Genomic DNA, 22,226 nt, shown 5'->3' on the forward strand with positions numbered 1-22,226 from the left:
CTTTTGCACACATTAGGGTATAATAAATAGTCTGACTTTATTTTGAACATGGAGGCATACCCGATTGAGTTCTTACCCCTTTGAATTTAACCCTAAGGAACCGTTTATCCAGCAAGCGAGCGACTGGATTGCGGATGTCCTGTACGATATATTACCCGAGGCCGGCTTTGAGGTCAGGGATGAACAAATCTTTATGGCCTTTCAGCTGGAGCGGGCCTACCGCGAGAAATCAGTTATGTTCGCAGAGGCAGGAGTAGGCACGGGGAAGACGATCGCATACCTGCTGTATGCTGTTACCTACGCCCGGTATACTCGAAGACCTGCGATTATTGCTTGTGCAGATGAATCTCTGATTGAACAGCTTGTCAAACCGGAAGGTGACGTGGCTAAGCTGGCCAAACATTTGGGACTCATCATAGATGCCCGGCTCGGCAAATCACCCGATCAATATATTTGCCTCAACAAGCTGGACGAAGCCCGTTATGCGAGCCTGGACGGGGATTTATATCGCGAAATTCACAAAGGCCTTCCCTCCTTTGTAAAGTCACCGGAGACTTTGCAGGCTTTCCATCCTTACGGCAACCGTAAGGATTACCCGCATCTGTCGGATGAGCAGTGGGGAAGGCTTGGCTGGGACGCCTTCCAGGACTGCAGTGTTTGCAGCCAGCGGCATCGCTGTGGACAGACGCTCTCCCGCGATTATTACCGCAAGGCTGCAGATTTGATTATCTGTTCCCATGATTTCTACATGGAGCATGTTTGGACCTATGAGACGAGAAAACGGAAAGGCCAGCTTCCGCTACTGCCTGAGCACAGCTCTGTCATCTTTGATGAAGGTCATTTGCTGGAGACAGCAACGCAGAATGCCTTAACCTACAAGCTTCAGCACCATCAATTCGAGAGTGTGCTTCTCCGTTTGCTTCAAGGAGAGATTCGGGAGAGTCTCGCGATGGCAATTGAAGAGGCGATTTCGCAAAGCGAGAGCTTGTTCGAACAGCTTGACGCAAACAGCCGCAAGGTAGTCGGTTCCGACCGCAAAGAGCTGCATCTGTCTGGCAAGCTGCTTGGAGAAATTAAGCAGCTCCAAGAAAAGATTGGTGTCATTGAGGAAGAGCTGGTCTTTGAAGGGGGCCTATTCGCTCTGGATGAATACTCACTTAAGATTGTAGAGGAACATCTGGAGATGATCCATCACGCACTGAGCTTGTTCCAGTTGAGTGAACTTCCGATTTCTTGGCTGAGTGAAGATAGGGAAGGGTTGACCCTGGTCATTATGCCAAGGCAAGTGAAGCAGGTGCTTAGGGAACGCGTCTTCTCCAAGAAGATGCCGATCGTATTCTCATCGGCCACCTTGTCGGTGAACGGTTCTTTTGATTATATTGCACAAAGCTTGGGAATTGAGCAATATGAGTCATTCTCCGTGCCCTCCCCGTATGATTACGAAGAGCGCATGAAGGTGCAAATGGCAGCTGAGGCCGATCCGGCTGTGAAAATAAACTCCGTTATCCAGCTGCTGGAGCAGCAGGGAGGGCGATCTTTGCTGCTCTTTCCTTCCAAAGAGCAGCTTCAGGAATTTCGTGACAGATACACCAAATTATCATTCAAGTCCAGCTACAAGCTGCTGTTTGAAGGCTCAGCAGAAATCAGCCACCTGATTGCAAGCTTTCAGCAGGATGAGACCAGCGTACTATGTGCCGCAACTTTGTGGGAGGGGCTTGATATTCCAGGCCCATCACTGTCCCAGGTGATCATGTGGGAATTGCCTTTCCCGCCGAATGATCCTGTGTTTGCAGCTAAGCGGCAGGAATCGAATCAGCCTTTTGAGGAAGTGGATCTTCCTTATATGCTGCTGAGGGTCAAGCAGGGCATAGGCCGGCTCATTCGTTCACGGGAAGATCAAGGATCGGTAACGATCTTTGGGGAGCAGCTTCAGAATCCTGAAGTGAGGGATCAGGTCGTTCGTTTGCTTCCGGAGGGAACGCTTAAGGCGTGAAGCTTGGCATGTGATAATGGGTGCTTCGCTAGAAAATAAAGAACAGGTCAGGGAATCCTGACCTGTTCTTTATTGTTCATGGAGATATGAATACAGTGATACATCAGGGTCGCGTGTATCCTTCTTAAAGGGGAGACCGCGTATAGCTTTTCTCATATTTATAATTAAAGCCTTTGATCAGTCCGTCGGACAATGACAAGGTGAGCAGGTCGGTGATGCTGCTCCCTTGAGCCATGCCCATCATAACCAGAGATCCTTTCTGAACTTTATATTGGCCCAGCATTTGCATTCCGGTATCTGCGGTCCATTGCACCTTGCCACTAGCCGTGTCAACAGCACTAAGGAGGAAATGAGAATCTGGCAAAGTACTAGATTGATGAATAACCAGGAGAACCCCAGTTTTTCCTACAGTGAGCGGAGGCCGGTTTACCACACTCCCGTACCGGTTTTGCAGATATCGGAACAGCTCTTTATAACTTTGTTCCTGTTTCCCGTAGGCATCCGCGGTTTCGTGATAGGCATCCAGGGCATCGAAATAAGCCGGTACATTACTGTAATCCTTGGATTGTGGAGCAACAGGCTCCTTCACAAGAGATTTAAAATCCGGCGGGCTTACAAACAGATAAGGGCTGCTAGCGTCTTCTTTATCATCAGCAAGGAAGGCGCCTTTGATAAAGACTTGATCAGAGACCGGCTTAAGATCGTCTGTATAGGCCTTGCCTTTACGCTGCAGACTGCCAATGTACAGCTTTCTGCGTTCACTGACATTGCTTTCGATGGCGGCTTGCTGCTGCATGGCCTCGATTTCTTCATCCCCGAGGAAAGTCATGTACCGTCCATCCTTGGCACCAGATTTAATCAGAAGAAGCGTCTGATTATCCCCGTTGGGAGATTGATCCGCACTGTCTTGCTGAAAATAAGCGGAGGCTTTGACACCCTCCAGAAGCTTCCCAGTCTGATGGGCCGGGTCGATCTCATAGACCTGTCCGTCAGCTCCCTTGAACCGAATAGTTTGGCTTTTGTCCTCCCATTTATACCAAGTTGGATCTTCGGAGAATTGTCCCTTAAGCACCGGGCTGTTGTCTGCTAGGGAATCCTGATCGGCAATGATCTTCCCATTTGCTTTGGTAACTAGAGTGATACCTTCTCCATTAAATACAATGATCTGATCCTCTGTCAGTCCAAGTATGAAATTGTTTCTTGAACCGCCTCTCTGCAGTCGAGTCTTCCAGGCAAGTTCTCCACGATTTAAGTCGACTGCTTCCAAATATGTATGGGTACTTCCAGTTGTTCCATACTGGCCTGAAGAATTGGCTTGGAACTTCTCCACAATGGATACAGCAAGGGGCTTGCTCTGCTGCTCATACAAAATAAGCTGATTGTTCGCACTGGCACTGCTAACATTCCCTAATTGGATGCTAAGAACGAGAAATATGCCCATCGGAATGATTAGGAAGCCTGCCGCACCTCCTAGACCGGTTAGTATAGCTCGAAGTGGGCGGGGACGAGCCATCCGTTTCTTAAATTCAGGATCTGAACGAAGCTTAATGCTGCGGATAAAGCTCTTAAGTAGTAAAAGAGCAACGATGGCAAGCAGGGCATAGATAATGGTCAGATAGATATCATGCCACAGCACATCATTATATTTAAATGCCTCGACGATCTTCTCCCAGAAACTTAATTGCAAATACATCATCTCCATTCCAAGGTTCATTGAAGTCCTGGAAAACACAGGATTCTCCTATTCTAACATAATCGCTCATTTCATATCACCCCTAACGGTGGCCAATAAGTTTCTTGCGAAAGCTGGTCGGCGGCAGCCCCTCCTTCTTCGTGAAGCAGGAGGAAAAGTAGGTGATATGATGACGGGAGAAATCGTTGAGCACCTCCCTGGCCTTAGTCGATATCTGCATAAATTCAGGGATGAAGATAGAGAATACATCACAGTGATTCACGTAGGCCTTCTCTTTATGACTGGTGATCAGCTCCTGCTGATTGCGAAGACATTCCTGGTTCTCCTCGCCGATCACCAAGCCTCCGCGGGACACCATGATTAGATCAAATACGCCAATGCAGCTTCTCGAAATATGCTACTCTCCAATCTCATAGCTTGCTCGTCCACAGTCTACAAAGTAGGGAATAGGTGGTGTTATAAAATGCAGGACGCTAGAACTCATCATAGACTTCTCCATTTTTAGAGAAGTTGAATTGCGTTCAAGCCATATAAATTGAATTAAAGTTTTACATTGAATTTTCTGTTATCACGGCCAAATACTGTCCTATAACGTTCATTTCTTTAATTCATTCTATATAGGGCTGCTTTTTAGTTCATCATACAGTAACCCTTCATAATTATGAAGCGCTTACGTGATATAGATGTTAAGCAGACACTAGAAAACTGACTAGGACGATGAACTAAGCTAAAAGGCTTATAACTCGTGGCTTACTGTTTGCGGCTTCTGACTCATTTTGCTGTGTGTAACTGGTATTGCAGTGCGAACGAGGTATAGTAGTGAGAGAGGGGAGAGATAGATAATAGATGAAGTTTATAAAACGCGTTACTTACGGAACGGCTGTGCTGAGCTTGGCTGCACTTCTTGCTGCATGCGGAAATGATGAGGATAAAAACAATACACAAGCCGTATCTAATGCACCTGAATCAAGCACGGAATCAAGCTCTACATCATCCGTCAAAGATCCACTGGATCAAGTGCAGAAGCAGGACACGGGACAGATTGGCCTTCAGACATCAGTCAGGGATATGAACAAGATGAGGGACGAGAATGGGATTATCCGTGTTAACGAGAATCCGATTCGCCGGGTAACCGATCCCGCAACGTTGCATACAGATATATCGAACTACGGAGATTCCGTAGTCAATATATACACAGAGCAGCCGATCCATGTCAATACAGAATCCTACATTAAGGAAGCTTATAATTTCTTTACAGAGGGAATGGAAATGAACCAACCCTATAAGACTTGGGAGCAGGCTTCGAACACGGAGAGAGGACTGGTCAAGACGTTGTACATGACCCGAGAAGCGTTTCAGATCCTAGACCAGGCTGTTAAAAATCAGGATTACAGTACAACGGATTATCAGAATGCTATACGCTACATAAGTAAATCTGCAGACAGGGATTCTATGGTTCCCGCTCCTCAGACAGAGACGGATGTCTCCTTGTTTCAGAAGTATGAACTGCTCCGAGACAAGTGGCAGAATCTTCTGGCAATTAAGGCCCCTTCGGCTCAGAACGAAGAGTTCATGAAGGTGTATAAGGATGCTAGGGAAGAAACAAACAATATGCTTGGGCTGCTGAATGTGCTTTTATCTGTAAATTATAAGGAGCGTCTGCAACAGAGCAACCAGCCTGTAAATCCAGGATCTTAAGGGCAAGAATTGACTTAGGCTGGAATATGAATTATTATGATTGCAAATGAACGGCAGTGATGAATTCTATGTAGGCGGGAGAAAATCTGCTGACAGCGACCGGGGGTGGTGGAAGCCCGGACAGATTCCCGCTGAAGAGGCAAATTCGGAGCCGAACCTTTCTTAAAGTGGGCATATCTTAAGAACAGATATGCCAACTGGGGTGGAACCGCGGAGCAGCAGCCTCCGTCCCCAGACAAGCCAAGCGCTTTGTCTGGGGACGGAGGCTTTCTTTGTGCCTAGAGACTCAGACCGCTGCCATTTTGAAGAACAAGGAGATTAGGACAGATGAAGCCAAGCATGGATCAAATCGTATCAATTGCAAAGCAAAGGGGATTTGTGTTTCCAGGGTCAGAAATTTACGGAGGCCTTGCCAACACATGGGACTACGGCCCGTTGGGAGTAGAGCTTAAGAATAACGTCAAGCGGGCATGGTGGAAGTCCTTTATCCAGCAGTCACCTTACAATGTGGGGGTCGATGCAGCCATTCTAATGAACCCGCAGGCTTGGGTCGCTTCCGGACACGTAGGTAATTTCAGTGATCCTATGATTGATTGTAAAGAGTGTAAGGCGCGCCATCGTGCGGATAAGATTATCGAGAATGCGCTGGCCGATAAGGGAATTGAACTTGTTGTTGACGGGCTGTCATTCGATGAGATGATGAAGCTGATTGAACAGCATCACATTGTCTGCCCAGACTGCGGTGCCTTCAACTATACGGATATCCGGCAGTTTAACCTGATGTTTAAGACCTATCAAGGGGTCACTACAAGCAGCACGAATGAAATTTATCTGCGCCCTGAGACAGCGCAAGGAATCTTTGTAAACTTCAAAAATGTCCAGCGTTCGATGCGGAAGAAGCTGCCGCTGGGGATTGGACAAATCGGCAAGAGCTTCCGCAATGAGATTACGCCGGGGAACTTCACTTTCAGAACCCGCGAATTCGAACAAATGGAACTTGAATTCTTCTGCAAACCAGGCGAGGATATGGAATGGTTCACCTACTGGCGCAGCTTCTGCCGAGATTGGCTGCTGGCATTGAACATGCGAGAAGAGAATATCCGGCTTAGAGATCATTCTGCGGAAGAATTGTCTCATTACAGTACAGCGACTAGCGATATTGAATATCTCTTCCCGTTTGGCTGGGGAGAGCTGTGGGGAATTGCCAACCGGACGGATTATGATCTGAAACAGCATGCAGCTCATTCCGGAGAGGACTTTGAGTATATTGATCAAGAAGCTGGAGAGCGTTATGTCCCTTATTGTATCGAGCCTTCATTAGGGGCTGATCGTGTAACGCTGGCCTTCCTGATTGACGCGTTCGAAGAGCAACAGCTGGAGGGAGATGACAAGCGCAATGTCTTCCATTTCCATCCTTCGCTTGCACCGTTTAAAGCGGCTGTTTTCCCGCTGTCCAAGAAGCTGTCCGAAGGAGCAAGAGCGATCTTCAGTGACCTCTCGCAAGATTTCATGGTGGATTATGACGAGACGGGTTCAATCGGTAAGAGATATCGCCGTCAGGATGAGATCGGAACACCATACTGTATTACCTATGATTTTGAGAGTGAGACAGATGGACAAGTTACGGTCCGTGACCGGGATACAATGGAACAGCAAAGAATGCCGATTCAAGAACTGAAGTCCTTCCTGCAGGAAAAATGCAAATTGTAATGAATCAGAAACAGCCCTTGAATGTTTTCAAGGGCTGTTTTTATTGTTCCGCTATAGTTGAAGCAGGTCGTTCCATTTTAATTCGACCCCATAGTCCTCATCTTCATCCTGAATATCTCCAATTCTTGTCTCTGTGTAGCTGATCTCCTTCGCGGAATAGAGGGCGTGTACCGCTCCTGGCAAGATTCGATAGGTGTCGCCACGCTGGACCTGATACAGCTGTCCTTCCAGATAGAGCTCCCCATGGCCGGAGAGCATGGTCCAAACTTTATGGGCCTTCGACTTAAGGCAGCCCGTATGATGTTCAGGCAATAAGTGACGTTTTATAATGCGGTACGTGGATTGCGGGATGGGAGATCCCGCTTCCTCTTCGATCACTTGAAAGCTTCCGCTTGCAGTCTCGCCTTGCATGGGCTGAAGCTGCTGACCTCCCAATATCTTCTTAATCTCGTTCGCGCAGCTCTTCTTAGCTAGAAGAATGCCGTCACGGCTTGCAGCTGCGATACAATCGGTCATGCCAATGACATGGATCGGTATAGGCAGCTCATTAATCAGATGGGTACCTTCTGAAGAGCCAAGAACACTTCCGCTCCCTATGACGGTCTGGTCGATTCTTCGGGTTAGAGCCTCCCAGCTGCCAAGATCGCTCCACTCCCCTTGGTGGACCTTGACAATCGCGTGCTTGCACACCTCAGCGACGGTCTCGTCAAAGCTGCGCACCGGAAGCGCAGGGTAAGCAGCGAGCAGCTCGTTGTAGTCCAAAGGAAGATCAAGCTGCTGCATATGCTTGACAATTAGCCGGAGACGGAAGGCAAATACTCCGCAGTTCCATAATGCCTGCTGCTCAATAAGCTTGGCGGCATCCGCTTGATTTGGCTTCTCAATAAATTTTTGAACAGAAGCATATTCTCCAGGCTTCCCGTTACCGTCACCAGCGATGATATAGCCGTATTGGGTGGAAGGAGAAGTGGGACGAGCCCCCAGCAGAGCCAGCTCTGCTCCGGTATCTCGAAGCAGTTTAGGGAAGCCTGTCATGGTATGAAAGAAATCGTTATCCGCATACATGTCCGCAGGAGCAAGGCAGACAATGTCTTCCTCGGTGGCTTCTTGTCGGGTCAGCAGATAGGCTGCTGCTAATGCAGCTGCGGTAAACGTACCTTTCTTGTTTGGTTCCCCAAGGATAGGCAGCTGGCCAGAGGTATGTCGCATGACCAAAGGCACCTGGTCTGTATGGGTTATGAGACGTGCTTGCGGATGCAGACCCGTCTCTTTCAGCTGACGCGTCACCCGCTGGAGCATCGACTCCGGCTCACCCAGGGGAGTAGGAAGCAGCTTCAGGAACAGCTTGGAACGTACCTCGTTGGATAAGGGCCAGAGCCTTTTCCCGGCCCCTCCGCACAGGATTAGAGTAATCATAAGATCACCTCCATGAATGGATTAGCGAGCCTTGGAATATGCCTTGCGTTCGTGAAAAGAGAGAGAGCGATAACGAAGTGCGTACTTCTCTAGCTGTTCACTTTTTAGGGTAGAGGCTTTTATTTTGAGTGATTTGTTTAAGGCAGAGTACAGAATAGTGCGCTTGGCGTCTTTGGTGTAGAGATAGTTGGCATAGGTCTCATATTCTGAGAATCCAAAAGAACGGGTCTTATCAATGCTGTCTATAACTGCCTGATACCACACCTTGCGATGCTTCTTCTCTATAAATTGTTTAAGCTCCGCGAGCATATTGCGATTGAACAGCATATAGTGGGTCACAAAGGAGCGGGGGGCCGGTGCTTTGGAGCCAATCAGCTTCTTGTAGGTGCGGTAATACTCAGGCTGGCTCCAGCTACGGCAGTAGAATATCGTTTTTCCTTTGCTGATAAAGGTGTGGGGCCTTATGAAGACGGTATCTGCGTCAATGACTAGAAAGTTCGGTTTCTTACAGATTTGATCTCCGTTCATCTTTAATAGCTGCTGATAGAGCCATCCGGATCGTTCCCATTTGGAAGAGGAATAGTGAATATTCTTCTTCGTGATAGGGAGGGCTTTCTTCTCGTTCACAAAGGTGCAGTTTTTAAGCTTACACAGTTTTTGAATGCGAGCACTAAGCGGTGATACGACGTAAATTTTGTTAATGGGGTGCTTTACATAACGCCGAACCGCATCAATGACCAGGGGCAGCGTCGCCAGGTCTTTTTCTATAGCAGGGATCAAAACATCGATTTCATCAGCCATATCCTCAACTCCGCTTCTGAATTTACGCAGGTCTGCAAGCGTCTATCTTAAAATATGAATATGAATGCAAGATTGCGAGGGCTAGGGCATCTTAGAAGAATATTTTTATCAGTCAGGGCATGTGGTTGATACGGTTTGAAATTCCGCGCATAGGATGCAGTGGCAAGAGGTAGAATGCTTTACATTCAGTGAAGGAGTTGGGGGATGTGCAGACAGGTAGTTTACCGAGTCAAACTCGTTCCATGCGCAGCAAATGGAGGAAGACAGAAATTCTATTAAGCCATCGTAGTATTCGTCGATATATTCCGGAGACTTGTAAGTTCTCCAGGGAGAATCTGTCAAGTATGTTGAATCAATACAGCATGGTGTATGTAAAGCCTGAACAAGGAACCTATGGACGTGGAGTTATGCGTGTTCAGGGGGAGAGAGGCAAAGGTTATAGTTACCAATATGAAGAGACACTTAAGCAGTTTGAGAACATCGATTCTTTATACAAAAGTCTCTCCAAACGCATTCAGGGTCGGAGCTACTTAATTCAGCGCGGCATTCATCTGCTGAAGCACAAGACCCGCAGATTTGACATTCGCGTCATGGTACAACTGAGCCCGGCGGGAAAATGGGAAAACACAGGAGTTATCGGCCGTTTGGGACATCCTCGCAAGATCGTTACCAATTATCATAGTGGAGGCAAGCCAACAGCGATCGAAACGCTCTTGAAGGGGCATGTTACGGGGCAGCAGCAGACACGCCTGCTGAAGGACATGGGAGAGCTTGGAGTGGAGATCGCTTCCCATATGCAGAAGAAGTATTCCAAGTTGAAGCATATTGGTGTAGATATCGGGTTGGATCGAACACTTACGCCTTGGATCATCGAGGTGAATATGAATCCCGATCCGTATATTTTCAATCAATTAAAGGATAAGTCCATGTATCGTAAAGTAATGAAATACCGCCGGGCAGCTTTACAGAAATCCAAATAACGGCAACTTGATGGTTAACCAGAAAAAGGCTGTTCCCCTAAAGAAATATTAGAGGAACAGCCTGATGCTTAACCGATAATGATCTTTCCTTCTGGATGCTGGTACAGCTGTTTATTGGACTTAGGAGCAAGCGCATAGGCCAAGGTAAGCGGCCCGACTCTTCCAAGGAACATGATGATACATAGAATTCCTTTACCCAGTCCGGTCAGCTGTGGAGTAATGCCAAGCGAGCTGCCTGTGGTTCCGAAGGCGGAGACGGTCTCGAATAAGATATTCAAAAACTCGCGATCTTCGAGCGCGGAGAGTACCATCCCCGTCGAGATTACGAGGAACAGGGCAAGCCATGTTTGGGTAATAGCTTTGAAGATCGAGTCCTTGGACAAGCGCTTGCGGAAGAAGACGATCTCTTCTCTTCCCCGGATCATCGTGTACACTGCTCCGACGAGCACAGCGAAAACGGTGACCTTGATTCCTCCTCCAGTTGAACCTGGGGCGGCCCCAATAAACATCAGCACCATAATCAGAAATTGGGACGAGTGGTTCATGTCCCCCAGGTTAACTGTACTGGCACCGCCTGAACGAGCAGAGATGGAATGAAACAGTCCAGCCATTATGCGGCTGCCCTCATCCAGGGGGCCGAAGGTGGCAGGATTGCTGCGTTCCAGCAAATAGATTAGCAGTGCACCTGCCAGAAACAGCACTCCAGAGAAGGTCAGTACAATTTTTGAGTGGAACGATAATCTTCGGGTCTTGGGATATTCGAGCAGATCATAGATCACAATGAAACCAAGGCCGCCGAGAAAGATCAGGAACATCACCGTAAAATTCACGGTTACGTCACTCACATAGTTGTTTAATCCGCTGAACGGGCCGCTGATTTGTCCGAATAAATCAAATCCGGCATTGTTAAAGTAAGATATGCTGTGAAATACGCCGAAATAGGCGGCTTCTCCGAGCGGCATATCGTATGAGAAGCGAAAGGCAAGTATAACCGCCCCTAGTGTCTCAATAATGACAGAGTAGATGAGCACTCGCCTGATCAGCGAGATGAGTCCCTCCATGGTGTTATGATTCATAGCCTCTTGCAGAATTAGTTTCTCCCGCAATGAAATTCGGCGGTTAAAAGCGAGTGCGATCAACGTGCCAACGGTCATAAATCCAATGCCGCCGATCTGGGATAAGGTCAGCAGAACGATCTGGCCCATGAGCGACAGTTGGGTTCCTGCATCAATGACGGACAGCCCCGTCACACAGGAAGCTGATGTGGACATGAACAGAGCGTCCAGCAGCGGGATGCGCTCAGGGCCGGCAGAGGCAGAGGGCAGGGACAGCAGCAGTGTGCCGACAGCTATTAACAGAACAAATCCGCTTGTCAATACCTTGGGAGGGGTAATGATTTTTGAGGCTTTCTTAGGCTTATTCAACAACAGAAGATCCCTCCTTGAACTAACCCTTTTACATTATCGGAAACAATCCATGATTTCAACCTGTTCATTGCAGATTTAGGGACAGCCAAAGCTAAGACAGTTGTAAAGAGTTCGTAAAGGGTAAGGATCTAACAGGAGATCGATCCTTCTGCTGGCATCCTCCGTCAAAATAGAGGATAATATAGAATAGGCACAATTGAATAGCTGCCAATCTAATTTTGTGAATATCAATTGGAGGAGATCTCATGACTGAACAGAATATATCAGAGCAGCACGGCCGCAAGCTTGGAGAGATCCCTCTTTCCGTACTTGATCTGGCTCCAATCATAGAGGGTTCAACAGCCGCGGATGCCTTAAAGAACAGCCTGGACTTAATCCGCCATGCTGAACGGTGGGGCTATCATCGCTATTGGGTAGCGGAGCATCATAATATGCCGGGCATTGCCAGCTCGGCAACATCGGTGGTCATCGGCTATTTAGCCGCAGGAACTTCTACTATTCGCGTTGGCGCTGGCGGAATCATGCTTCCTAACCATGCCCCACTTGTTATAGCAGAGCAGTTCGGCACGCTGGAATCTCTATATCCCGGCCGAATTGATTTGGGACTAGGGCGGGCTCCGGGCAGTGATCGCCGGACAACGCTGGCCTTAAGAAGAGAGATTAACAGTGGTGAAGATTTCCCTGAGCTGCTTCAAGAGCTTAGGAACTTCTTTGATCCTACAGCGACTTCGTACCATGCGCCGGTCCGGGCGGTTCCCGGAGAAGGACTGAACATTCCGATCTGGCTGCTTGGGTCCAGCGACTTCAGTGCGCGGCTTGCTGCCGAGCTTGGCCTGCCGTTCGCCTTTGCCGGACATTTCTCTCCAGACTATATGGATAGAGCTCTGACGGTATATCGCAGCGCATTTAAGCCGTCCGAAGTTCTGGATAAGCCTTATGCCATGGTGGGGGTAAATGCAATAGCTGCAGATACCGATGAAGAGGCCGACTGGCTAGCTACGACGATGGAACAGCAATTTTTAAATATTATCCGCGGCCGGACAGGGATGATTCAACCTCCTGTTGATCTGGAAGGGAAATGGAGTGAATATGAAAAGTCTGCTGTTCATAAGCAGTTAAGCTCAATGATTAAAGGCGGACCAGCAAAGGTCCGCACACAGCTGCAGCAGTTCCTTGATCGTACCGGGGCTGATGAGCTTATTCTTACTTCTATGATTTATGATCATAAAGCCCGCCTACACAGTTACGAGATTATTGGGGAGTATACGAAGAAAGATTAAGTGTTGAGGAGAGAACCCCGGCCATGGAAGAAGGCTGGGGTTCTTTAATGAAATAGCCCAAGTTTTGACCAGTCATCAGGATTAATAGAAAATGGTTTGCATTTTTATTAAACCCAGACCAAGGTCCAGGAAAAATATGGACTTTAGGTCGTTATATAAATGAGAAAAAGCAATTATAATCGATGTATACATACAACTTTAGACATCTTACGAATACAGTAAATGAGGAGTGAGAAAGGCCCGTGAGGAAATGGTCTATGTTATTTTTGGCAATGGTAACCGTTATTGTAATGGCTGGTTGCAGTGAAGAGCCAGTCCTTGACCAGGTTGCCAACACCATTGAGCAGAGCGTTAATGACAATGTAGAGCTGGTACAGAATCAGGCTGGAACGGAGGTTAATGAGGCTTTGGTTGGAGAGAACCCGAAGGAACTTCATGCAGATATGAAGGTTGGGAAGGCTTCTAAGCTGCTCATGGATAATAAGGTTGGTGAGATCAAGGTTAAAGCCGGTTCAGGCGATACAATCTCAGTAAAGGCCACAATTTGGTGGCAGAAGAGCAAGAATGCGAGCCAGCAAACACGTGAAGAAATAGCTAATCAAGCGAAGCTGTCTGTAGATGTCCAAGGAGAGCAAATCATAATATCTACTCATGATAAAAACGATCCGAAGACAGACTTATGGAAGTGGGCACAGAAGAAATATCGTTATTCCAACTTTAGCATTGATTATGAAATTGAAGTCCCAACTACACTAAGCAGCTTTCACTTAAGCTCAGATGTAGGAAACATTGAACTTACAGGTTTGACCGGTGAATATGTTGTTAAGAGCGATGTTGGTAATGTGACTGTAAAAGAGGCACAGATTCAGGGCAAGTCCAGTATCAGTTCCGAGACGGGCTCGCTGAATGTTCAAATAGCCGGCATAGACCAGGATACAAGCCTTACAGTAAATGCGGAAGTTGGCAGTATCAAGGCTGATCTTGCTAGCGGCTTGAAGTGCAGCTTAACTGCTCGCGCAGAGCTAGGCAGTGTTACAGGGGTAGAGAAGGGGCTCCATAAGATTAATGGCGGGGGAGCTGAAATCAAATTAACTTCGTCCATTGGGTCCATTGACGTTACCGGGGTAGAGGGCTTAAGTTCATAGCGAAATTCACAAAAAAAGGCAGCCGTTTGAGAGCTGCCTTTTTGGTGCTTAATAAGGATTATGATCAAGGGTTCCGCTGATACAGAGTAACCTGATTTCTACCTTTATTCTTCGAGATATAAAGCGCCTGATCAGCTTGGTGTACCAGGGCTTCGATGTCTGTAGCATTAGCAGGATAACTGGCAATCCCCATGGATACAGTGATGGAGATACTGGAGGAATTCAGCCGCTCAATCTGCTGCCTAAGGTCATCCGCAAAGTCATAGGCATCTTTTGAAGAGGTATCTGCCAAGATGATGGCAAACTCTTCGCCGCCATACCGATAACAGAAATAGCCTTCTCTAGTCTGCTGTGACATAAAATCAGCTAGCCGCTGCAGCACGTTATCTCCTTGCAGATGACCATATGAATCGTTGATTTGCTTGAAGTGATCAATATCCAGCAGGATCAAGCTGAATGGACGAGTACCCGTGATGAGGGCCTCCATCATTTGGTCAAAAGACCGCCGATTGGGAATGCCTGTTAGCCCGTCAATCTGCACCTCAGTTTGGAGCTGGCCTATATATGAGTCTATGGCGTGAAAAGCCGTCTCAAAGCTCCGATACAAGAGGCGAATTTCGTAGGTTTTCGAGCCAAGCTCAGGCATGGGTCTACGATCTGTCCCGCGGTCCGTTGCCTCCACCGTATATTCGGCAAGCTGCTGAATAGGCTTAGCAATCCAGCGGGCAATTTGCCAGCCAACAAAGAGGATCACTCCTAGAAAGATCAGGCACTGGAAGAGCATGCGATTTCTTAGCTTCTCCAGAGGCTTATCCAGCAGGGAAGCCGGAGTTTGAGCGACGATGGCCCAGCGGCTCTTTTGTTCATAAGCATAGCCCGCAAGATATTCGATCCCCTTGGAATTTTTCACAATCTGAGCCCCGCTTTGACCATGAACGGCTTTTTGTATAACTTCATTCGCCAGGACAGACTGGTAGAGGCGGGATTTCTTAGGATGATAAATGAGCTTTCCTGAAGAATCCGTCACATATACATAGGAGCCATTGCCAAAAAAGTGCTCTTCAAGTGTGCTGGATATAGCATTCTTCTCCTGAAGGTATATCGTTCCGCCTACAAATCCTTGGTATTTCCCTTGTTGGCTATAAACCGGGGCTGAGACTAGAATGATCAATCTTCCGGTTCTACTGACATAAGGCTCGGAGATCAGCATTTTCTTCTGCTTTACAGCTTGAATACTTGCAGTGGATTGCAGACGGTCCCCAACATGTGCGCCTGTCGTCTGAGGACTGATACTTTTGATCACCCGTGATGCATCCGCCCAAAAAATAGAATTAAAGTACTGCCGATTTTCGGCGAAGATATCACCTAGCAAAACGGAGTTTATATGACCGTCTCTTTTTATAATATTGGCAATATACCCAATCTTCTCTTCCATGCTAACCAGCAGATTGCTTGTATCGGATGAAAGCTTCTTCGCGTATTGGTTGTTACTGATAAGATAAGTCTCTGTCAAAGATGCCTTGTTGGCGGAGTAAGCGCTTATGAGTCCTAAGATAATCGTAATTAGGACAGAGCAAATGACAAGCGAGCTAATAATGGAGCGCAGAGTTAGTCCTTTGCTCTTGAGGTTACGCAGCATGTTGATATCCCACCTGACCGCCATAATTCAAATAGCTATATAGATTGAACTAAAGTTTTGCGTTGCACTTCTTGTTACAACGGTGCAATAAGGCTTGTGACATTCATTTCTTTAGTTCATTCTATGTATTCGACATATTATTACAAACTATTAAGCGAACTGCAATATTCCTTCTTTCCTAAAATAATAGAAAATCTTTACTGATATTTAAATATCATATAGAAATTTTGGAAAATAACAAATAAAAAATAAAAGTATAGATATTTCTGGATTAATATGGTATATATGAGACAGGGCCAAAGTGATCGCTTTGTAGTCACATGCAGCGCGTCCTTTACTTCTCAACGAGAAAGTGAGGTGATCGGGCTGCTTTGTTATGTCCGTACAATTGGGGACAATAGCAATCAGCACCTTATACTGAAGAGCACAAATTTTGTGGCTTGCAGGCACTATCATTCTGTCTTATAAGAGGAGGAGTAAATTGAAGATCGGTGTGCGGAGGGGAAAGAGGATAAAGACGGTCGTATTATCTACACTGTTGTTAGCGCTTACAACAGGTATGAGCTGGAATGCTGCTCCTGCGCGGGCTGCAGCAAGCCCCACGGATTACAACTATGCGGAGGCCTTACAAAAAGCAATTTATTTCTATGAAGCGCAGCGTTCAGGAGATTTACCGGAAGATAACCGGGTCAAATGGCGGGGGGACTCCGGTATGCAGGATGGAGCTGATGTCGGTCATGACCTGACAGGAGGCTGGTATGACGCCGGGGATCATGTCAAATTTGGACTGCCTATGGCCTATTCAGCAACAATGCTGGCCTGGTCTGTATATGAATACAAGGAAGGCTACGAACAATCAGGCCAGCTGGAGGAGATTCTGGACAATATTCGCTGGGCAACAGACTATTTCATGAAAGCGCATACGGCTCCGAATGAGTTCTACGGTCAAATTGGTAATGGCACTGCGGACCATAATTGGTGGGGACCTGCCGAGGTCATGCCCATGGATCGGCCAGCTTATAAGATTGATGCTGCTAATCCAGGGTCAGATCTAGCCGGCGAGACAGCAGCTGCACTGGCGGCATCCTCTATTATTTTTAAAGACAGCGATCCGGCCTATTCAGCCAAGCTGCTCAAGCATGCCAAAGAGCTGTATCAATTTGCAGATCAATATCGTGGTAAATACTCGGACAGCATCACAGATGTCAAGCAGTATTACAATTCCTGGAGCGGCTATGCGGATGAGCTAAGCTGGGGCGGTATCTGGCTGTATCTGGCGACGAACGAGCAAACCTATCTGGACAAAGCTATTGAAGCCAGCAAGCAGTGGGGAACTAACCAATCCGGAGAATGGGATTACAAATGGACTCACTCCTGGGACGACAAGCATTTGGGCGCAGCTTTGATGTTGTCCAAAATAACTGGCGACCCTAAGTTTGTTCAAGTCATAGAGAAGAATATTCAATATTGGACGACCGGGGTGCCGGAGACCGGCGAAAGAGTAACCTATACCCCTGGCGGACTCGCTCATCTCGATCAGTGGGGAGCCTTGCGGTATGCGGCGAATGAAGCTTTCTTAGCCTTCGTCTATGCGGATTGGGAGACAGACCCGGTGAAGAAGCAGACGGCGCGTTCTTTTGCCGAGAAGCAAATCTTATACATGCTGGGAGATAATCCGCGAAATAGTAGCTATGTAGTTGGCTATGGCAATAACTCTCCGCAGCATCCTCACCATAGAACGGCACACGGTTCATGGGCAGACAGTCAGTCTGTACCGTCGGAGCATCGGCATGTGCTGTATGGAGCTCTGGTTGGCGGCCCATCGAAGACAGATGCTTACACAGACAGTATTGGGGACTATGTCTCTAATGAAGTAGCGATAGACTATAATGCTGCATTTACAGGTGCACTGGCCAAAATGGCGATTCTTCATGGGAAAGGACAAGAGCCCTTAGCTCAATTCCCGGATCCTGAAGTCCCGGAAGATGAAATGTTCGTGGAAGCCTCGGTGAATGCAAGCGGCAGTAACTTTGTTGAAATAAGAGCGCTGCTGAATAACCGTTCCGGCTGGCCGGCAAGAGCAAGCGACGCTCTGTCTTTCCGTTATTTTGTAGATTTAAGTGAGGCTGCGGCTGCCGGATATGGACCGGAGGATATTACAGTTACTGCTGGCGGGTATAACCAAGGCGCTCAGATATCCCAGCTTCAACCTTACGACGTTGACAACCATATCTATTATATCTCAGTAGATTTTTCAGGTACGCGAATATATCCAGGAGGTCAATCCGCATTCCGAAAGGAAGTTCAATTCAGAATTGCGGCCCCGCTGAACACAAACTTCTGGGATAACCGCAATGATTACTCCTTCGAAGGAATCTCCACAGACGGAGCAGCGCCGGTGAAGGCCGTGAATATTCCTGTGTATGATGCAGGTGTGAAGGTATACGGCGAGCTTCCTGGTGGAGGAACTACTCCCGGTGAACCTACGATTCCATCGGCCCCAAAATCAGTAAAGGCCGAAGCGGGCGACAGAGTCGTTAAGCTCTCATGGAATAAAGTGAGCGGAGCACACAGCTATAAGGTTTACCGGTCTTTGGTGAGCGGAGGGCCTTATACCGAGTTGGGTACTGAGGTTGCTGCTGAGTTTACGGATGATAACGTAGAGAATGACATCACTTATTATTATGTGATCAAGGCGGTAAATGGCGCAGGTGTCAGTGCAGATTCTGTACAGGTCAGCGCCAAACCGCGGGAGAGCAATCCGCCGGTGGATGGCGTGCTGAAGGTTCAATATCGCACAAACGATACGAACGCGGATGATAACCAAATTCGTCCACTGCTTCGGATTGTGAACACGGGCCAAGAGGCCATCTCACTCAGCGATGTTAAGATCAGGTATTATTACACCGCAGAAGGGGATCGTCCACAGCAATTTCATTGTGATTATGCCTTGATCGGTTCAGAACTTGTTAAAGGCACTTTTGTGAAGCTGGAGAAGCCTGTCGCAGGCGCAGATCATTATGTAGAATTATCATTTACCTCAGAAGCAGGGATTCTCTCGCCAGGAAGTGATAGCGGGGATATCCAGGTTCGTCTGAATAAGACCGACTGGTCGAACTATCATGAACAGGATGATTTCTCTTACAAAGGAGATCAGCAGTCTTATGTGGATTGGGATCAAATCACTTTATATCATAACGGCACGTTGATCTGGGGCGTAGAGCCTTAAGTTAAATGATCTGGAGAGGAATGAGGATGTAATGAGGACAAAATCAGCATTCAAGAAGCCCATCTCCATCATGATGACAGCAGTGTTAACACTATCATTGACGTTTAGCTCATTTCAATTGGGTACGCCAAAAGCAGCGGCTGCCGCTTCTGTAGAAGGCACACGCTTTTTACAGCTTTATGATCAGCTTAAAGATCCGAAGAGTGGTTATTTCTCTGCTGAAGGCATTCCCTATCATTCGGTAGAGACCTTAATGAGCGAGGCGCCAGATTATGGGCACATGACGACTTCCGAGGCCTACAGCTACTGGATGTGGCTCGAAGTACTGTATGGACACTATACTGGCGACTGGACCAAGCTGGAAGGCGCCTGGGACAATATGGAGAAGTATATGATTCCTATCAATGAAGGAGACGGCAAGGAAGAGCAGCCTACGATGAGCTATTATAATCCCAATAGTCCCGCTACTTATGCAGCTGAATATGCCCAGCCGGATCAATATCCAAGCCGCCTCACAAGTGAGTACCCTGCCGGTAAGGATCCGCTCGATGCTGAGCTGAAATCTACTTACGGCAACAATCAAACCTATATGATGCACTGGCTGCTTGACGTGGACAATTGGTACGGCTATGGGAACCTGTTGAATCCCGGCCATACGGCAACCTATGTGAACACCTTCCAACGCGGAGAGCAGGAGTCTGTCTTTGAGACGGTTCCGCATCCTTCCCAGGATGACAAGTCCTTTGGCAAGCCGAATGAAGGCTTCATGACCTTGTTCACCAAGGAGAACAATGCTCCCGCTGCGCAGTGGCGCTACACAAGCGCTGCTGATGCGGATGCCAGAGCCGTGCAGGCGATGTTCTGGGCCAAGAAATTGGGGTACGATAATGAAGTATATTTGAAGAAAGCCGAGAAAATGGGCGACTATCTTCGTTACACGATGTACGATAAATACTTCCAGAAGATTGGAAGCGCTTCAGATGGGAAGCCGACCGCGGGCACAGGCAAGGATGCAAGCCATTACCTGCTCTCTTGGTATGCATCATGGGGTGGCGGCTTGGGTCAAAGCGGCAACTGGGCATGGCGGATTGGAGCGAGCCATGTGCATCAAGGCTATCAGAACGTTGTTGCCGCATATGCTCTATCCGATGCCGAGAATGGAGGTCTTGTTCCTGCATCTCCAACGGCTGAGCAGGACTGGGATACTTCACTGAAGCGTCAGTTGGAGTTCTATAACTGGCTGCAGTCCAGCGAAGGAGCGATTGCAGGGGGCGCCACAAACAGCTGGGACGGTGCCTATAAGGCTTATCCTGCTGGAATCAGTACGTTCTATGATATGGCTTATGACTCTGCCCCGGTGTATCACGATCCCGAGTCCAATAACTGGTTCGGCATGCAGGCATGGCCTGTCGAGCGTGTAGCTGAGCTCTATTACATTTTGGCAAGCAATGGAGATACCTCTTCAGAGAACTTCAAGATGGCTAAGAAAGTGATTGAGAACTGGGTAGATTGGTCCATGGATTACGCATTTGCAGGGGAGCGCCCTGTATCTGATGCGGAAGGCTATTATTTAGATGCAGATGGCAAGCGAATTCTTGGCGGGAAAGATGTTCAGGTGGCCACAGTTCCTGCGCCTGGGGAGTTCTGGCTGCCCAGCAATTTGGAATGGCAGGGCCAGCCGGATACCTGGAAAGGCTTTGAGAATCATACGGGCAACAACAACCTTCATGTCGTTACCAAAGATCCTGGACAAGACGCAGGTGTTCTCGGAAGCTATGTGAAAGCGCTGACCTTCTTTGCAGCCGGTACGAAGGCTGAAAAGGGCAGCTATACCCCGCTTGGCGAAGAAGCGAAGCTGCTGTCCAAAAATCTTCTGAATACCGCATGGAACTATAATGACGGTGTTGGAATTACCACCAAAGAAGCTCGTAAGGAGTATTACCGCTATTTTACGAATGAAATCTATATTCCTGACGGCTGGTCCGGCAAATTTGGCCAAGGCAATACGATCCCGGGCAATCAAGGCGTTCCTTCCGATCCTTCCAAGGGAGGTAAGGGGAAATATCTAAGCTATGCTGAACTTAGACCGAATATTAAGAACGATCCTGACTGGGCTTACCTTGAGAATAAGTATAAAACCTCATGGAATGCACAAACGAAGAAATGGGATGATGGTGCTCCGGAATTTACGTACCATCGCTTCTGGTCCCAAGTGGATATGGCGACAGCCTATGCCGAATATGACCGTCTCATTAATGGCGGCGGCTCTGGGCCGGTAGATCCTGTCGCACCGAAGGCTCCCGGCAATGTCAAAGCGGCTGCAGGGGATGCCAAAGTTGTGCTGACTTGGAGCAAGCCATCAGGCGCTGAAAGCTATACAGTGAAGAGAGCTGAAACAAGCGGTGGCCCTTACACTGAAATTGCAACGGTAACGACAAATTCATTCACGGATTCAAGTGTTGTGAATGATACGACCTATTACTATGTAGTATCAGCTGCTAATGCAATTGGCGTGAGCCCTGATTCTGCTGAGGTAAGCGCCAAGCCAACCGCGGCTCCGGTTCCAGCCAAAGGTGACCTCGTCGTGGAATACAAGGTGAACGATTCGAATCCGGGAGACAATCAAATCCGTCCTACGCTGCGTGTAGTGAACAAGGGGACAGAATCTGTTGATCTGAGTCAGGTGAAGGTTCGCTATTACTTCACGGCTGATGGGGCTACTGGACAAGAGTTTCATTGCGATTACGCCGTTGTAGGCAGCGGCAACATTCAAGGAAGCTTCGTGAAGGTGGATCCTCCGGTAACCGGTGCGGATCATTATCTTGAAATTTCATTTGCACCTGGAGCGGGTACAATTGCACCGGGAAGCGACAGCGGTGAGATCCAAATTCGTATGAATAAGGCGGACTGGTCGAATTACAATGAGAAGGATGATTTCTCATTCGATCCGGTCAAGACTTCTCTGGCGGCATGGGAGAAAACACCTTTATACTTGAATGGTAAGCTTGTGTGGGGTCTTGAGCCTTAAAGAGCCCAGCTTGTATGGAAGTGATTAGTTAACTGGCAAGTTGACATCCGCTCTTGAAATAAGTATGATAATTCCAATACAAAAATGCCATGAACTGGAAGAGTAACTGGAAAGGTCGGTACTTAAGAGAGCTGCTCCTAGGCTGCAAGGGCGGCGACCGGCATCTGGTGAAGGACACCAGGGAGCT

Annotated in this window: 14 protein-coding genes and 1 other annotated feature (1 of these 15 cut by a window edge); of the genes, 8 read left to right on the forward strand and 6 right to left on the reverse strand. The window is 47.8% G+C overall.

Going from position 1 to position 22,226, the window contains the following annotated elements:
* The first annotated feature begins 64 nt into the window (after positions 1–64).
* Complete coding sequence (locus DCC85_RS10085; RefSeq protein ID WP_108465476.1) at positions 65–1,993, forward strand: ATP-dependent DNA helicase; 1,929 nt, start codon at positions 65–67, stop codon at positions 1,991–1,993.
* A 124-nt stretch (positions 1,994–2,117) separates the two neighbouring features.
* Here the strand turns inward: DCC85_RS10085 and DCC85_RS10090 are convergent, their stop codons facing one another.
* Positions 2,118–3,680 carry a PA2928 family protein gene (locus tag DCC85_RS10090; protein ID WP_234414409.1) on the reverse strand — a complete coding sequence of 521 codons (1,563 nt, stop codon included), beginning with the start codon at positions 3,678–3,680 and terminating at the stop codon, positions 2,118–2,120.
* 88 nt (positions 3,681–3,768) lie between these two features.
* Complete coding sequence (locus DCC85_RS10095; protein WP_234414410.1) at positions 3,769–4,044, reverse strand: hypothetical protein; 276 nt, start codon at positions 4,042–4,044, stop codon at positions 3,769–3,771.
* A 488-nt stretch (positions 4,045–4,532) separates the two neighbouring features.
* Here DCC85_RS10095 and DCC85_RS10100 point away from each other — a divergent pair, with 488 nt between their 5' ends.
* Both DCC85_RS10100 and DCC85_RS10105 read left to right on the forward strand, forming a co-directional pair.
* On the forward strand, positions 4,533–5,384 hold the full coding sequence (locus DCC85_RS10100; RefSeq protein WP_108465478.1) for a hypothetical protein: 852 nt from the start codon (positions 4,533–4,535) through the stop codon (positions 5,382–5,384).
* A 327-nt stretch (positions 5,385–5,711) separates the two neighbouring features.
* On the forward strand, positions 5,712–7,094 hold the full coding sequence (locus DCC85_RS10105) for a glycine--tRNA ligase (protein ID WP_108465479.1): 1,383 nt from the start codon (positions 5,712–5,714) through the stop codon (positions 7,092–7,094).
* 51 nt (positions 7,095–7,145) lie between these two features.
* On the opposite strand, the gene DCC85_RS10110 is transcribed toward DCC85_RS10105, so the two are convergent.
* Together DCC85_RS10110 and DCC85_RS10115 are read right to left on the reverse strand one after the other, a co-directional pair.
* Positions 7,146–8,510, reverse strand: coding sequence for a sugar phosphate nucleotidyltransferase (locus tag DCC85_RS10110; RefSeq protein WP_108465480.1), 1,365 nt, complete (start codon positions 8,508–8,510; stop codon positions 7,146–7,148).
* A gap of 21 nt (positions 8,511–8,531) precedes the next feature.
* The gene (locus tag DCC85_RS10115) at positions 8,532–9,311 is read right to left on the reverse strand and encodes a DUF6492 family protein (protein WP_108465481.1); all 780 of its coding nucleotides are present in this window, start codon (positions 9,309–9,311) and stop codon (positions 8,532–8,534) included.
* A 242-nt stretch (positions 9,312–9,553) separates the two neighbouring features.
* Between DCC85_RS10115 and DCC85_RS10120 the strand changes: the two genes are divergently transcribed.
* On the forward strand, positions 9,554–10,291 hold the full coding sequence (locus DCC85_RS10120; protein WP_108465482.1) for a YheC/YheD family protein: 738 nt from the start codon (positions 9,554–9,556) through the stop codon (positions 10,289–10,291).
* A 68-nt stretch (positions 10,292–10,359) separates the two neighbouring features.
* Here the strand turns inward: DCC85_RS10120 and DCC85_RS10125 are convergent, their stop codons facing one another.
* Positions 10,360–11,715, reverse strand: a complete 1,356-nt coding sequence (locus DCC85_RS10125) for a TrkH family potassium uptake protein (RefSeq protein ID WP_108467801.1) — start codon at positions 11,713–11,715, stop codon at positions 10,360–10,362.
* Positions 11,716–11,963: 248 nt separating this feature from the next.
* Here DCC85_RS10125 and DCC85_RS10130 point away from each other — a divergent pair, with 248 nt between their 5' ends.
* Positions 11,964–12,998 carry an LLM class flavin-dependent oxidoreductase gene (locus DCC85_RS10130; RefSeq protein WP_108465483.1) on the forward strand — a complete coding sequence of 345 codons (1,035 nt, stop codon included), beginning with the start codon at positions 11,964–11,966 and terminating at the stop codon, positions 12,996–12,998.
* Positions 12,999–13,255: 257 nt separating this feature from the next.
* Entirely contained in the window at positions 13,256–14,143 is an 888-nt protein-coding gene (locus DCC85_RS10135; protein ID WP_108465484.1) for a DUF4097 family beta strand repeat-containing protein, read from the forward strand.
* A gap of 64 nt (positions 14,144–14,207) precedes the next feature.
* On the opposite strand, the gene DCC85_RS10140 is transcribed toward DCC85_RS10135, so the two are convergent.
* A complete protein-coding gene (locus DCC85_RS10140; RefSeq protein WP_159081840.1) occupies positions 14,208–15,782 on the reverse strand; it encodes a sensor domain-containing diguanylate cyclase in 1,575 nt (524 codons plus the stop codon).
* Between the two features lie 559 nt (positions 15,783–16,341).
* Between DCC85_RS10140 and DCC85_RS10145 the strand changes: the two genes are divergently transcribed.
* Both DCC85_RS10145 and DCC85_RS10150 read left to right on the forward strand, forming a co-directional pair.
* Positions 16,342–19,011 carry a glycoside hydrolase family 9 protein gene (locus DCC85_RS10145; RefSeq protein WP_108467802.1) on the forward strand — a complete coding sequence of 890 codons (2,670 nt, stop codon included), beginning with the start codon at positions 16,342–16,344 and terminating at the stop codon, positions 19,009–19,011.
* Positions 19,012–19,042: 31 nt separating this feature from the next.
* Positions 19,043–22,039, forward strand: coding sequence for a glycoside hydrolase family 48 protein (locus DCC85_RS10150; RefSeq protein WP_108465486.1), 2,997 nt, complete (start codon positions 19,043–19,045; stop codon positions 22,037–22,039).
* 80 nt (positions 22,040–22,119) lie between these two features.
* Positions 22,120–22,226: a binding site (T-box leader), on the forward strand; it runs 124 nt beyond the window's last position.

This window comes from Paenibacillus sp. CAA11 (assembly GCF_003060825.1).
GTDB lineage: Bacteria > Bacillota > Bacilli > Paenibacillales > Paenibacillaceae > Fontibacillus.

Bases quoted from the DNA above. Each gene is read 5' to 3' on its own strand.
- DCC85_RS10095 (WP_234414410.1), bottom strand. From the start codon at position 4,044: ATGGTGTCCCGCGGAGGCTTGGTGATCGGCGAGGAGAACCAGGAATGT.
- DCC85_RS10100 (WP_108465478.1), top strand. From the start codon at position 4,533: ATGAAGTTTATAAAACGCGTTACTTACGGAACGGCTGTGCTGAGCTTG.
- DCC85_RS10105 (WP_108465479.1), top strand. From the start codon at position 5,712: ATGAAGCCAAGCATGGATCAAATCGTATCAATTGCAAAGCAAAGGGGA.
- DCC85_RS10110 (WP_108465480.1), bottom strand. From the start codon at position 8,510: ATGATTACTCTAATCCTGTGCGGAGGGGCCGGGAAAAGGCTCTGGCCC.
- DCC85_RS10115 (WP_108465481.1), bottom strand. From the start codon at position 9,311: ATGGCTGATGAAATCGATGTTTTGATCCCTGCTATAGAAAAAGACCTG.
- DCC85_RS10120 (WP_108465482.1), top strand. From the start codon at position 9,554: ATGCGCAGCAAATGGAGGAAGACAGAAATTCTATTAAGCCATCGTAGT.
- DCC85_RS10130 (WP_108465483.1), top strand. From the start codon at position 11,964: ATGACTGAACAGAATATATCAGAGCAGCACGGCCGCAAGCTTGGAGAG.
- DCC85_RS10135 (WP_108465484.1), top strand. From the start codon at position 13,256: ATGTTATTTTTGGCAATGGTAACCGTTATTGTAATGGCTGGTTGCAGT.
- DCC85_RS10140 (WP_159081840.1), bottom strand. From the start codon at position 15,782: ATGCTGCGTAACCTCAAGAGCAAAGGACTAACTCTGCGCTCCATTATT.
- DCC85_RS10145 (WP_108467802.1), top strand. From the start codon at position 16,342: ATGAGCTGGAATGCTGCTCCTGCGCGGGCTGCAGCAAGCCCCACGGAT.
- DCC85_RS10150 (WP_108465486.1), top strand. From the start codon at position 19,043: ATGAGGACAAAATCAGCATTCAAGAAGCCCATCTCCATCATGATGACA.